At 35.6% G+C, this 13,062-nt stretch carries 12 protein-coding genes; 2 read left to right on the forward strand and 10 right to left on the reverse strand.

Annotated features, from left to right (window positions below; all coding sequences use genetic code 11):
• Window positions 1-77: 77 nt before the first annotated feature.
• The gene (locus NTY12_03300; protein MCX6793029.1) at window positions 78-2,357 is read left to right on the forward strand and encodes a hypothetical protein; all 2,280 of its coding nucleotides are present in this window, start codon (window positions 78-80) and stop codon (window positions 2,355-2,357) included.
• A 64-nt stretch (window positions 2,358-2,421) separates the two neighbouring features.
• Here the strand turns inward: NTY12_03300 and NTY12_03305 are convergent, their stop codons facing one another.
• The 7 genes from NTY12_03305 to mltG all read right to left on the reverse strand — a co-directional run bounded on the left by NTY12_03305 (window position 2,422) and on the right by mltG (window position 8,669).
• Window positions 2,422-2,877 (reverse strand): hypothetical protein, encoded by a 456-nt coding sequence (locus NTY12_03305; protein MCX6793030.1) that lies wholly within the window; start codon window positions 2,875-2,877, stop codon window positions 2,422-2,424.
• Window positions 2,878-3,308: 431 nt separating this feature from the next.
• Complete coding sequence (gene rplL / locus NTY12_03310) at window positions 3,309-3,722, reverse strand: 50S ribosomal protein L7/L12 (GenBank protein MCX6793031.1); 414 nt, start codon at window positions 3,720-3,722, stop codon at window positions 3,309-3,311.
• 14 nt (window positions 3,723-3,736) lie between these two features.
• Window positions 3,737-4,258 carry a 50S ribosomal protein L10 gene (gene rplJ / locus NTY12_03315; GenBank protein MCX6793032.1) on the reverse strand — a complete coding sequence of 174 codons (522 nt, stop codon included), beginning with the start codon at window positions 4,256-4,258 and terminating at the stop codon, window positions 3,737-3,739.
• A gap of 191 nt (window positions 4,259-4,449) precedes the next feature.
• Window positions 4,450-5,541, reverse strand: coding sequence for a prepilin-type N-terminal cleavage/methylation domain-containing protein (locus NTY12_03320; protein MCX6793033.1), 1,092 nt, complete (start codon window positions 5,539-5,541; stop codon window positions 4,450-4,452).
• Window positions 5,528-6,586 carry a prepilin-type N-terminal cleavage/methylation domain-containing protein gene (locus tag NTY12_03325; GenBank protein MCX6793034.1) on the reverse strand — a complete coding sequence of 353 codons (1,059 nt, stop codon included), beginning with the start codon at window positions 6,584-6,586 and terminating at the stop codon, window positions 5,528-5,530. The genes NTY12_03320 and NTY12_03325 overlap by 14 nt, the downstream gene beginning before the upstream one ends.
• Window positions 6,573-7,637, reverse strand: coding sequence for a prepilin-type N-terminal cleavage/methylation domain-containing protein (locus NTY12_03330; GenBank protein MCX6793035.1), 1,065 nt, complete (start codon window positions 7,635-7,637; stop codon window positions 6,573-6,575). Before NTY12_03330 ends, NTY12_03325 begins: the two co-directional genes overlap by 14 nt.
• Window positions 7,638-7,646: 9 nt before the next feature.
• A complete protein-coding gene (gene mltG, locus NTY12_03335) occupies window positions 7,647-8,669 on the reverse strand; it encodes an endolytic transglycosylase MltG (protein ID MCX6793036.1) in 1,023 nt (340 codons plus the stop codon).
• Between the two features lie 166 nt (window positions 8,670-8,835).
• Here mltG and NTY12_03340 point away from each other — a divergent pair, with 166 nt between their 5' ends.
• Window positions 8,836-9,273 carry a divergent PAP2 family protein gene (locus tag NTY12_03340; protein MCX6793037.1) on the forward strand — a complete coding sequence of 146 codons (438 nt, stop codon included), beginning with the start codon at window positions 8,836-8,838 and terminating at the stop codon, window positions 9,271-9,273.
• 44 nt (window positions 9,274-9,317) lie between these two features.
• Here the strand turns inward: NTY12_03340 and NTY12_03345 are convergent, their stop codons facing one another.
• The 3 genes from NTY12_03345 to mutM all read right to left on the reverse strand — a co-directional run bounded on the left by NTY12_03345 (window position 9,318) and on the right by mutM (window position 13,061).
• On the reverse strand, window positions 9,318-9,974 hold the full coding sequence (locus NTY12_03345; protein MCX6793038.1) for a hypothetical protein: 657 nt from the start codon (window positions 9,972-9,974) through the stop codon (window positions 9,318-9,320).
• Window positions 9,975-10,113: 139 nt separating this feature from the next.
• The gene (locus NTY12_03350; protein ID MCX6793039.1) at window positions 10,114-11,472 is read right to left on the reverse strand and encodes a hypothetical protein; all 1,359 of its coding nucleotides are present in this window, start codon (window positions 11,470-11,472) and stop codon (window positions 10,114-10,116) included.
• 731 nt (window positions 11,473-12,203) lie between these two features.
• Window positions 12,204-13,061: a bifunctional DNA-formamidopyrimidine glycosylase/DNA-(apurinic or apyrimidinic site) lyase gene (gene mutM, locus NTY12_03355; GenBank protein ID MCX6793040.1), complete on the reverse strand. Its 858-nt coding sequence runs from the start codon at window positions 13,059-13,061 to the stop codon at window positions 12,204-12,206.
• Window position 13,062 lies beyond the last annotated feature (1 nt).

Raw genomic sequence — 13,062 nt, forward strand, 5'->3', positions numbered from 1 at the left:
AAGCTGAAGTTTTTTGATTTCTAATACTTTTCATAGTATACTAGTATAATATAGACGTCAAACAAGAAAAGACTTTTATGAGCTACAAAATAGCCCAACTAACAGTAAACCCTCAACAGAAATCAAGTGTCCTAAGTCGTATTTTTGTAAGCCAGCCATCAGCTGAAGAAGAAATGCTTATTGGCCGGCTTTTCGTTTTATTAGAACTTGATACTGAAAAAGCAGAAGATGAAAAAATAGCTGATTTTCTAATTGCTGATGCATATCAACAATATTATGAAAATGAAGCTCTTATTTTGCGTGACCGCTTAGCGAATCTTAAGCCTGACATAATCTTTGAAGCGGCGATTGCTAAAATAAACCGTAACTTATCAGCTTGGCTTGAACAAAGTAAATTACATCTTAAACCAGGTTCACTTAATGCCATTATTGGTATTATCCATAATAACAAATTATTCTTTGCCCAAACCGGTGTAGGTAAGGCAATTTTATTTTATAGACCAAAAAATAAGCGCGGCGAACTTCTCCTTGATTATAGTTTAGTTGATATTACGGAAAAAACTAATGACCCAACACAAGAAATAGTTCAACCAAATAAATTCTTTACCAATGTTGTAGCTGGCGCTGTTCCAGCTCATGGTTATTTCTTTTTTGCCAACGAATCATTGTTTGAATATTTAACTAAGAAACAAGTTACTGACATTATTACAACTTTGCCACCAGCCGGAGCCGCCGAGCAAATGAAGAATCTTTTAGAACAAACACGCGCCTTTGTCCCCTTCTTTGGTTTGATTGTTAAAAATACTGCTGGCGAACACGACGCCTTTGCTGCACCAGCTGCCTCAGTTTCTGTCCCCGGACAAACACCGGTTGGCTATGGCCGTTCATCGGTTAATCAACTTAATCTAACCCAAGAAAAAACCGAACAAATTTTAAGCCCATCAGGCATGGTCAATTTTAAGAAGTGGATGAACAAACTAAAACCAGTTGGCTCGGGCATGAAAAATTATACTTCTAGCACAGCCAGACAAATAAGTATTACTCGAGAGAAATTAAACCTTGGTCAGCACGGCGCAGCCATTATGAGAACAACTGTCGCCTTAACTGGTGCTGTTGTTTCTTTATCAGTCAGCGCAATTAAACAAACCGGTAAAGTGATAACTGATCCTGAAACACGACAAAAATTATCTAACAATAGTCGTTTGGCTGCCCAACACACAGCTCGCGCCGCTTTTAGCGCGGTTGATAACTTCCGTCGTTTAAGTTTACGCTACAAAATATTAGTAATAGTAATCGGCGTTTCTATTCTTGGCTTGTTAGGCAATATTGTTTATTCAACAATCAATGAAAGTCGCAAAAAGAGCGCTGAACAAATTGCTTTAGTTAATTCAAACTTTAGTCAGAAAGAAAACCAATTAGAAGCTGCCCTACTCTACAACAACCGCGATGGTGCCAAAGAAATAATTACTCAAATGGCAGACTTGGTTAATTCCTTGCCTTCAAAAACCGACAAAGAACAAGTAATTAAAGATGATTTCCAAAAGCGCTATGAAGACAAACTAGATAAGCTCTACAATATAACCAGACTAGCTGAAAGTTCGTTCTTACTAGAGCTACCGAATACTGCTAAATATTTAGTGGCTGATAATGGTACAATTTTTGCTATTTCAGAAGAAGTTAAAGATATTTTCAAAATTAACGCAGATTCTAAAACTGTTGAAACAAAGAATAACGAAACTATCCCCTCACCAATGCTAGGCGCGGTGATTGACGATCCAATTCAATATTATATTGGACAAAGTAATGTCGTAAGTTATAAATCAGACAGCGGCCAACTAGCTAGCTTCTCCATAGAAAATCCATCAGCTCAGATTGAGACAGCCGCAGTTTATAATAACCGTTTGTATGTCATTAGCGCTGGAGCTATTTCACGTTATACACTAGATCGTAAAACTAACGCCTTTACCCAAGGCCAAAGCTGGATTAAAGATAATAGTAGCTTGGGCGCGGTTCAATCAATGGCAATTGATGGTCGTATTTATTTGATTGAAAATAACACAGTTAGTAAATTCTCCAGTGGTAAAAAGGAAGTTCTAAGCTTAGACGAAATTTCACCAAAGCTAGAAGAACCAAAAGCAGTTTATGTTTCCTTTGACAATGATTATCTCTATGTCTTAGAGCCAAAAAATAAACGCCTATTAGTCTTTACCAAAAATGGTAAGTATTTAGCTCAATACTCCGGCGATATGTTAGATAACTTGACCGGCGCCGCAGTTGATCAGAAAAATAAATTTGTTTATTTGATGAACGGTAAAAAGATTTATCGAATTGAAGCTAAACATTTTGATTCAAAATAAATTTTATATATAAAAAAAGGGGTTGATATTTCAACCCCTTTCGTAAAATTTTTAGTTTGTCATTTTAATACCAAACTAATTTTAAATCCTTTGTTTCTAAAATAAACTCTTTTCCATCTTGAGTGATATCTACCTGCCCTTGCAGTATATACGCGTAGTAAGTTTTTACGCCAAATTTTATTTCTAATACTGCTTTTGTTACCTTAATAACCGGAACATCTTTATATAAAAGAGCTATATAAGATGTTGTTTTTTCAGTTTCTCTTAAACAAGCATCAAAGGTATATCCGCTAAAACTTCCCTGAATTATTGGGGAGCTAATTTTGTTTATTGAGATTCCGTTTCCGATTACTCTATAGCCAGCGTCGCCTTCAGTCATGCTTTTAACATTAATTTCAGTAGAAAAAACCGAAGCTGTTAAAATAACTGTTAAAACGAAAACGGCCAATACTTTAATTAAGTTCATTTTAATCCTTTCGTGGATTTTTAAGTTGCAAATTGTTTTATCTAATATCCACATAATAACACTTTTAATAAATTATGTCAATAGCTAATAAAAAGGCTAAAAAATAGAGATCTTCTGCTAAGGTATACATTTATTATGGTTTAATCATCTACTCTACCCCCATCCCCTCCTCATCCGCCAAGTCGGCGAATAAGGAGGGGTGACTTATATTTACATGAAAACTAATATAGATAAATTATATAGATTAAGAACTATTAAGTTGTTTAACGAGTCATGGGGTTTGGGGGCTGAATCGAGCGCCGTGATTGTTGATATAAAAGGCGAACAATGTAATAGCGAGTTGAAGCCCCCAAAGCTTTTGTTACTTTTGGCTACAAAAGTAAGCCCTAGCGGCAGCGTTAGAAATATATAAATATCAATTACATACTTAAGATATTTAGTAGCAAAAAACCCCGGGTCAATCGACCCGGGGTTTTTTAAAACATTTATTTCAATATTACCTTTGCACCAGCTTCTTCTAACTTCTTCTTAATAGCTTCGGCGTCTTCTTTCTTAACAGCTTCCTTAATCATTTTAGGAGCACCGTCAACAACGTCTTTAGCTTCTTTCAAGCCGAGTTCTGGAGAAACTTCGCGCATAGCTTTAATAACTGAAATCTTATTAGCACCTGAATCAGTTAATTCGATATCAAAGCTATCCTTCTCTTCAACCGCAGCGGCGGCTGGACCAGCGGCTGCCATCATCATAGCTGGAGCAGCAGCTGAAACACCAAACTTCTTTTCTAAAATTTTAACAAGTTCGGCTAAGTCCAAAACGGACATTTTTTCAATTGATTCAACAAGAGCTGTAAACTTTGCAGGTACAACTACTTCAGAATCCTTGTTTGTTTCTTCTGACATAGATTTATAATTATTTATTTAGTCTCTTGGATAGCTGAGAGAACATGCACTAGAGAGCGCAAGTTACCAGCTAACACATTTACAAAACCGGAAACTGGAGCATTAATTGAACCAACCAATTGAGCGTAAAGTTGTTCTTTGGAAGGCAAAGAAGCTAAGGCAGTGATACCAGCGGCATCAATGAACTTACCTTCTAAAACTCCGCCCAAGAATTTAACTCTACCATCAAAATCTTTAACAAATTTTGAAATAATTTTGGCTGGTGCAACTTCGTCAGCATAACCAAAAGTAATAGCTACCTGACCCTCGAGGTTACGAGCATCAACTTCGATGTTAGCATCCTTAAGAGCTCGATCAAGTAATGTTTTTTTAGTAGCATAGTACTCGCTCTGTTCTTTTCCTAATTCAATACGAATAAGTTCGTTTTCTTTAACAGTTAAAGCATTGAAACTTGTAAAAACAACAGATTTAGCTTTGGCTAGACGTTCTTTTAAATCGCGACCGATTTCCTGTTTTTGTTGCTTTGTTTTTGGCATAAAACTTAATGTAATCCCCTACTAATAAAACACTAAGGGATATAAAAAAACTGCGACCTTTATAGTCCCAGATTACAATCATAGCCGAATGGCTATCGTTATTGTCTCGGTAGGTCTTAGTGATTGCCTACTGTCTAGGACAAATACATATTAACATATAACTCTAATTTGTCAAATACTCATTAAGACTGTTATTTAGAAGCATCATATATAGCTTTTGCCTCAGCTAAAGACAAGGCTCTATTATATATACGAAGATCATCAATTAAACCTTCATAATAAGCAAAAGTATTCCCACCAATTTGCATATTAAACTGATTACCGATTGGCCCTATCCCCGATCCTAAAGAATAACTCTGCGTCCATCCAGCCGGAACAGCAGCTGCGCCGTTAGTGTAATCATAATATGTATTATCTTGCCGATTGATAACAATAACAATATGTTTCCAAACCAAGGCCGTAGCTGGATAAAATCCACCGCGCGCATCGAGAGAAGCCGTAACTCCGTCACCCAATCTTAGTCCGTATATTTGACCACTCTCTTCCCAGATATGAAACCCATTGCCAGTCAAACTCATATCTTTATTAGCTACTATATCACCACGTGATTTAGCAGCCATATTAACCCAAAAAGAAAGCGAAAAACTTTGGTTGGCAAAATTAGCTGAATAATTTGTTTGGACAAAATCATCTATTCCATTAAATTGTCCAGCGTAAGACCCTGTTTTACCAGTAGCATAATGGACACCGGCTCCGCTCCACGTACCAGTCCTATTATTTCCACTAGAATCAATTGCTGTTGCACCAGAACCTTCATCAAACTTATACCAAGTAACCAAGCCAGGGGCGGTGTTAAGGCCAGAATTAGAAGTAGAGTTAATACCAGCTGGAGTTGAAGCAACGTTATTACCAAGACAGAAGTTAAGACTATAGTTAGCATTATCTGAAGTCGCAGCATAAGTGTAGTTATTATTACCACAATTGTTGTCATTTCTAGGTGCAGGGTTATTAGGTATGGCTGCTATATAAATTCTAGTGCCATCCGGTGAAGTTAAAGCATTGCCCGGCGTAATAATAGTTGGATAAGAATTATAATCTGAATAATATAACTCTAAAGCTGTGCTTATCTGCTTTATATCGGCAACTCTTTTACTATCTCTGGCTTTAGCTCTGGCATTGCCTAAGGCAATGATTGCCATAGTTGAGAGTACACCAATAATAGCTATTACGACGAGTAGTTCGATGAGGGTGAAAGCGGATTTTAGTTTTTTATTTTGTCGCATTGTATAAAGCTAAAATTTCAGCAGCAGAGAGAGCGCGATTGTAAATTCTGACATCATCAATCACTCCGTTAAAAAAGCAACAATTAAAATAATTATATGTCCCTATAAAATTATTTCTACCAGATGGCATTAAATCACCAGTCGCCGCGGTTACCCCATCCTCTTTACCATTTAGCCAAACCTTAGCATATGACCCATCATAAGTGAAAGCAACATGATACCATTGACTGATCGATAAAGAGGTCGAGCCTATTACCGTGCCAGATGACCAACTAACATTAGTTGTAGCGAATCTTGCAGATAACCTACTACCATTTACATCAGAAGCTATAAGTCTATAAGAATTAGAGTTATCTAAAGCTATACCGCCTAAAGTAGTAAATTTAGCCCATCCAATTATTGTAGTGCGTGTACCATTTAAGGCTATTGAGTTTCCAAAATTAACATAGTCATCGCTACCATTAAATTGCCCAGCATAAGGACCTACTTTGCCAGCCACGTAGCGGGGGCTGCCAGTACCAGACCAAGTGCCAGTGCTATTACCGATAGAGTCAATTACAGTTGTACCGGAGCCTTCATCAAATTTCCACCAGCCAACTAAACCAGCATTACCAAGTCCAGTATCCACAGATGCTGTTTGTACACCAGCGTTTAAAGAGCTGACACTGTTACCTAAACAAAAACCAAGAGCATATTTATTAGTAGAAGTAACATAACCATAAGCATAGTTATTGTCCGGACAATTACCATCAGTTCTTGGGCTTGGATTAGATGGAATAACGCTCATATATACTTTAGTTCCGTCTGGCGAACTCAAGCTGTTACCTGGTGTGATAATAGTTGGATAAGAATTATAATCAGAATAATATAACTCCAAGGCCGTAGATATTTGTTTTATATCAGCAACTCTTTTTGCGTCTCTTGATTTAGCCCTAGCATTACCTAGAGCTATTATTGCCATGGTAGAGAGTGCACCAATAATTGCTATTACTACGAGTAGTTCAATTAAGGTGAAACCGGATTTTAGTTTTCTATTTTGTAGCATTATATAAGACTAAAATTTCGGCATCTGAAAGGGAACGATTATAAAATCGCACATCATCCATATAACCATTAAACCAGCCGGGAGCATCCATCCTGCAACAATCTACAATATATCTACCAATACCAAATCTATGTGTTATTCCATTAGGGTCGTAAGAGCCAATTCCAAAACCAACTAGAACCCCGTCCTCATATATAGCCGTTGAGTTATTTTGACTATTTCTAACCATTGAAACAAATTTCCATTGACCTGGGACGCTTGTGACTATTGATTGCGTCCAGCTAGCACCGGAGTAAGTAAAAGCAGTTAGTTTGCCGCCGCGATAGCCTAATAGACCAGTAAACCAGCCATTTGATTCTCCTGCATTATGAATTATTGTGCCACCAACTACAGATGGATTTACCCATAGAGTTATAGTGAAGCTTGAATAACTCTGAGCAAAATAAGTTTGTGAAGGAGGACTAACCCAATCATCTAACCCGTCAAAACTCAAACAACTCCCAATTTTACAGATATTACCAGATTGTCGAGTTGGCCCGCCTATTAAAGTGGCGTTATTACTTCCGCTCGAATCAATAGCAGTCAAACCAGATCCTTCATCAAATTTCCACCAACCAACTAATCCAGCATTACCAAGACCAGTATCAGTTGAAGCGGTTTGTACACCGGCAGTTAAAGAACTAACGCTACTGCCTAAACAAAAACCAAGAGCATATTTATTAGTAGAAGTAACATAGCCATAGCTATAGTCTTTATTAGGGCAATCACCATCATTCATTGGTGTAGGGTTGTTCGGTATTTTGCCCATATATGTTCTAGTACCATCTGGTGAGACTAAACTATTACCAGGGGTAATAGTAGTAGGATAAGTATTATAGTCACTATAATATAGTTCTAGTGCCGTAGATATTTGTTTTATATCGGCCACTCTTTTTGCGTCTCTTGATTTAGCTCTAGCATTACCCAGGGCAATAATTGCCATAGTAGATAAAACACCGATTATCGCGATGACAACCAGTAGCTCAATTAAAGTAAAGCCTTTATTTTTCACAAAAAATTATTACTTTAAATACTTAGCTTTAGCAGCATTATGTTCATCTAGAGTCTTACTAAAGACCGTCTCTCCTGTATCAGGGCGGCTAAGGAAATAATTATAATCAGTTTTAATCGGCAAAATTGCGGCGCCAATCGATTTCAATCCAGGATTTGAGATTGGACCCGGCGTTAAACCTGGATTTTTATAAGTATTATAAGTTGATTTAATTTGTGTATCTTCATAAGTATATTGAGCCTTATTAACACCTAAGACATAACCTAGAGTCGCACAAGATTGCAGCGCTTGACCAATTTTGATTCGATCCCAAAAAATTCCTGAAGCAATTTTCATATCTTGCTCACTTCTAACTTCTTTTTCTAAAATTGACGCCATAATAACAATATCATTTAATGATTTGCCGGAACTTGAAATAGAGTCTCTCATCTTTGAATCAACCTTATTGTCAAAATTAGCTAACATCTTTTTAATTAAATCACTAGCTGTGAAATCTTTATAAAGTCGGTAGGTATCAGGAAACAAATAACCCTCTAAATCATTATTCTGAGGAATTAAGCCAATAAAAGAAAAATTAGTTAAATCTTTTGGTAAATTTTTTACTGGCATTTGCGCTAAAGTTAAAAAGCTATCATCTTTTAAATAACCCTTAGTTTTAAGGTATTCGTTAATCTCTTTCGCGTTGAGTCCTTCGCGAATCAAAACTGAGAATTCTTTATCGCTTACCACGCCATTCTCTAATTGAGTAATAACATCTTTAATTTTCGAATTCTTCTCAAAAATATATTCTCCGGCCTGAATGCTCTTATCACTATTAAAATAGAAGTGAATTTTGAAAGCAAGACTAGAGTTAATAATTTTTTCTTTAAACAATTGATCAGCGATATTAGACTTGCTTGAGCCAGATTCAACTATAAAAGAAACGGCCTGATTATTAGAAGACCTAGCAGATAGTTTAAAGTTATACCACCAAACGCTTATAATGATTACTGCTATTAATAATATAATTGCAAACTTAAATATTTTTTTCATAGTTATTTTAATTGCTAGTTGATAGTTGTTGGTTGCTAGGGAGAAGCAAAAAAAAATCCATTCTCTAACCACTAACAACTAACAACCATCACATTTGTCTTTTAGTTATATTATCTTTATACTAACAGTATATCATAAAACTAATCTCTAAGGATTTTAACAAAATATGTCATATTCATTCATTATTGTCATAATCGCCTCTTTTTTAGTGGCACAATTAAGTAAATTCTTCATATCGAATAATCATCTAAAATTTACTATTGGTAATATTTTCTCCTATTCAGGCATGCCCTCAAGCCACGCTGCTGCGTCGATTGGACTAACTACGATAATAGGCTTGCGACTCGGTTTTGATTCGCCTTTCTTTGCTATTATTCTATTCTTCACTATTTTAGTTATTCGCGATGCTGTAGGCATTAGACGCTACATTGGAGCGCAAGGTGAGGTTATAAATGATTTAGTAAAAGATTTGGGGAATGATCAATATCTTAACCAATCTTATCCTAAAATGAAAGAACGCGTTGGTCACACCAAGAAACAAATCTTGGTTGGTTCTGTCATTGGCTTAATTGTTGCTATAGCGACATATTATTTAATGCCCTAATAAAAAAGCGCCTCATATATTATTACAATATAAGGCGCTCTTATTTAGACGATAAATTTCTGTAAATCATCATTGAAAGCCAAAACATCTAAGTCTTCTCCAATTATCTGCAAATTATTTTTTAAAGGTGATATCTCTTTTAATAATTCTTTTCCACTATTTTCATTTAACTCTGATAATTTCTTTTCCAGGCCTGCTATCTCGTCTTTAATACCTTTGATCGTAAGAGAGTTTCTTTCTACATTTTTGCGCGTAGCCTCTTTTATTTGCTTGCGAATAATATCGTTACTTTGTTTTAACCTTTCTACTAAAGAATCGTTAATCTCAGGATATTTTATATATATATCCTTATATATAGTTGATTTTTTAAATTCTTCAATAAATTCAATTACTGGCTTAAGTGAGTATTTTCTGAAAATCTTTTTTTCAAAAGGTGCATCATCAAAAACCAGGCCAATCCAAAATCTTGAGAGACAAATTACTATAAACCAAAAAATCATACTCTCTATCGGAGAGCCCTGGTCTTTCAGTAATAATACTCCTTCTGTGCCAATAGAAAACAAGACAGCAGAAGGAACTAGTACATACAAAATATGTCTGAACCAAAGAATTGCACGACTCAATCTCTTATAAGATAGATTGTAGGCCTCATCTCTTTTGAGTCTAAAACCGTCTAAACCATTTTTAACGAACAAGTCCACTTTTTTCTCCTTTATTGGTTTTTTAAAATTTTTTTTTATTTTATAATTTATTTTGATAAAATATCACTTTTTTTAACATTTGTCAAGGCAAGTCAAGTATTAAAATAACGCCCTATTCAGGGCGTTATTTTATCACTAATTAATTTTGAATTGTTCCATCAGCTCTGCATTGGAAATTCTGACAAATCTGACCGTTGGCACATGATCCACAAGATCCACCGCAACCATTATCACCACAATGCTTGTTAGCACAGCTCACATTACAACTTCTACCAGTCTGACACACTGGTGTTAAAGGAGCCTTGCCGTGAACATAGCCTGACTCAAATATTGCACAAAACTTATAACTGTTATCAACTGGTTTATACTGATAATAATAAGCACGACTATTAGCTGGCAAGGTCAATGGATCAGCCGTACCAGAAAATTCTTTAGCATTTTCATCCCAGCAACTAGTAACATCAAAGCGAGCATTATCACCTGAGTCTAGCTTACATTGACCTAATTTATTTACTGGATCATTCGGTATAGCCGAACCAATTGTTGAGCTAAAAGTAGCCGCCCAACTTGGCCAAGTCGAGATTGTGCGGTTTGTTAAATATGTACCAGTATCTAGTCTTGGATACCGATTAATAATTTTATTATAGCTTTCTAGTTTAGCTTTAACGTTAACTAAGTCAGCTAATCTTTTAGTATCGCGAATAATAGTTGATTTTTTACTATTGCAATATTCGCCTTGGGGACAATCACTATCAATGACACAAGTACTCTCAATTGTTTTGTTACAATAACCAGTTGAACCACAAACCTCGGGGCCATTCTCTGCCTTAGGACAATCTACATTCTCAACACAAGTCTGCGTAACAGTTCTACTGCAATTTTTTACATCAATATTAAATTTCCAATATTGAAGTAGCTGTCCAAAAATATCAGTGGTAGAGGTTTCAGGACTCTGATTATAAGAAATAACATAAATATTGGTATAGAGCTCAGGGATTGTCGAAGTAACACATTGTCCTGCCGCCCAAGCCGTAGCCATAAAATGTTTAGGTAAAGAAGTGTCTTCGATACTGCCAGATGTACACTGAGTATTATTCTGACAAATAATAGACGGATTATCTGAACAACGATTTACAGTTACTGTCTTAGAAGCGCTAACATAAACAGTTCTACCATCACGAACAGCCTCATAACCATCAACCAAGAGTGACTGAGGTGAGCCTTTAACTTTAATATTCTTGTAATACCATTCAATTGGAGCCAAATGTTCTGGATTTGGAACTAACCTAAGACCGATTGCATCGCGCGATACGACCTGATTATTGCCAGAAGGGCTACCAGGCGAATCTTTATTAACCGTCTGATCTTTAGCGGCAGTATCTTGAGCTGTAGCTTGAGTGCCATTAGCTTGAGTATCTAGAGTCTGAGCAAATGAAAATTTAAAAACTCCTAAGCTAAAAATTAGGACAAAAATGATAATAAAGCTCTTGTATGTCATATGATGATTTATTATCTATTATTATACTAATAAACGAAAAATTCGGCAAATAAAAACGACTACCCAAGGAGGAAGGCAGCCGTAAGAGGAGAAACCAAATTACTTAAGTAATTTGCACTAATCTATATAGTGAGAGGGAAAACAATTGGCATGAAATGTCATTGTTGTTCGACGCTTGATTCTAATAAGAATATAAAATGCCGTTGTTTATATGGCAGCTTATTTCTTAATAGCAAGGAGCACAAAAGTTTAATTTAATAAAGAACAAGTGTTAATAAACCATGTACTCTGTATACGTCTCAATGAGCTGGGCTTATTTCTTTCGGCCTTTTGCGCTCTTTCGGTTTTTTGACATTGATGGCATACATTTTTTCCCTCTCTTGAATTTTTTTAACAAGAAGCAGAATAAGAAGAGATTTATGGTAGAGAATAGTTGTCAAATCATTATACATATTATCTTACTAAACATAACAGTTTTACTTTGTTTTTTTAAATAAGATGGATTATTTTGCATAAGTATAGACTTACCTACTTTCTCCCTAGAAAAATGGGTTTAAATTTATAGATAATTATTTAAATTTTGAAAGTACAAATCAAAGCCAAATCTCTTCTTTCTGCTAATAGTCAGTAAAATTTCTTTTACTGACTTGGAGAATTGTATCGATGAATGTTTACTTCACTAAACAGTAATAGAAGACTACCACCTAAAAAAGATTTTGTAAATAGCGCAATTATTTCTGACAATTTGGGCAAAAATGAGTACCCCTACCAGCTAAACGTATCTTTTTAATTAGTTCACCACAACTCTTACAAGGCTGACCAGAGCGACCGTAAACTTTTAAGAAAGCGACAAAATTACCTTTTTGACCAGCTCCATCTCGAAAATTACTAAAAGTTGTCCCCCGCTTTAGAATCGCTTTCTTTAAAATAAGAGGAATAGCTAAATAAATTTTTTTCTTCTCAAGCAATGTCAAAGTCTTTACTAGACGTGTTGGTCTAAGGCCAGATTTGAATAAAACTTCGTCTACATAAATGTTACCTAAACCAACAACTAGCTTCTGATCTAGCAAGGCAGCTTTAATCGAAGTTCTTAAACGACGATTTATTAAACTTACAAATTTCTCAAAAGTCAAAGCCTTGTCAAAAGGTTCATGACCATAAGCATTGTCAATCACAGAAAACTCATCAGCTTTGACTGCTTTTACCCAGCCAAATTTTCTTATGTCATTAAAATATAAAGTGCCTCCATTATTTAAAGTGAAAACTAAGCGCGTGAATTTGTTAGGTACCGTTGTACCAGTTGAAACAATCGGGTGTCCGCCAGCAATTAATTTCTTATTCGATTGAAAAATAAGCTGACCCGTCATTTTTAGATGAACTACAAAAAAATGCTTACCAAAATCAATGATAAGCATCTTCGCCCGGCGACGGACATCAATAATTTTATTACCAAGCGCAGCGCGACGTAAACTCGGTAGACTAGAAACAAAAGTCTTTTTATCAAACGAAATAATTGATTTAATTGTTTTACCAACTAAAGCTTTATTAAGATCTCTTGCAACAGTTTCCACTTCTGGCAATTCTGGCATA

The organism is Candidatus Falkowbacteria bacterium (assembly GCA_026396835.1).
Classification (GTDB): Bacteria; Patescibacteriota; Patescibacteriia; order Patescibacteriales; family Patescibacteriaceae; genus Patescibacterium.

Coding starts and splice junctions, on each gene's coding strand:
- NTY12_03300 (MCX6793029.1), top strand. CDS start 78: ATGAGCTACAAAATAGCCCAACTAACAGTAAACCCTCAACAGAAATCA.
- NTY12_03305 (MCX6793030.1), bottom strand. CDS start 2,877: ATGTGGATATTAGATAAAACAATTTGCAACTTAAAAATCCACGAAAGG.
- rplL (MCX6793031.1), bottom strand. CDS start 3,722: ATGTCAGAAGAAACAAACAAGGATTCTGAAGTAGTTGTACCTGCAAAG.
- rplJ (MCX6793032.1), bottom strand. CDS start 4,258: ATGCCAAAAACAAAGCAACAAAAACAGGAAATCGGTCGCGATTTAAAA.
- NTY12_03320 (MCX6793033.1), bottom strand. CDS start 5,541: ATGCGACAAAATAAAAAACTAAAATCCGCTTTCACCCTCATCGAACTA.
- NTY12_03325 (MCX6793034.1), bottom strand. CDS start 6,586: ATGCTACAAAATAGAAAACTAAAATCCGGTTTCACCTTAATTGAACTA.
- mltG (MCX6793036.1), bottom strand. CDS start 8,669: ATGAAAAAAATATTTAAGTTTGCAATTATATTATTAATAGCAGTAATC.
- NTY12_03340 (MCX6793037.1), top strand. CDS start 8,836: ATGTCATATTCATTCATTATTGTCATAATCGCCTCTTTTTTAGTGGCA.
- NTY12_03350 (MCX6793039.1), bottom strand. CDS start 11,472: ATGACATACAAGAGCTTTATTATCATTTTTGTCCTAATTTTTAGCTTA.
- mutM (MCX6793040.1), bottom strand. CDS start 13,061: ATGCCAGAATTGCCAGAAGTGGAAACTGTTGCAAGAGATCTTAATAAA.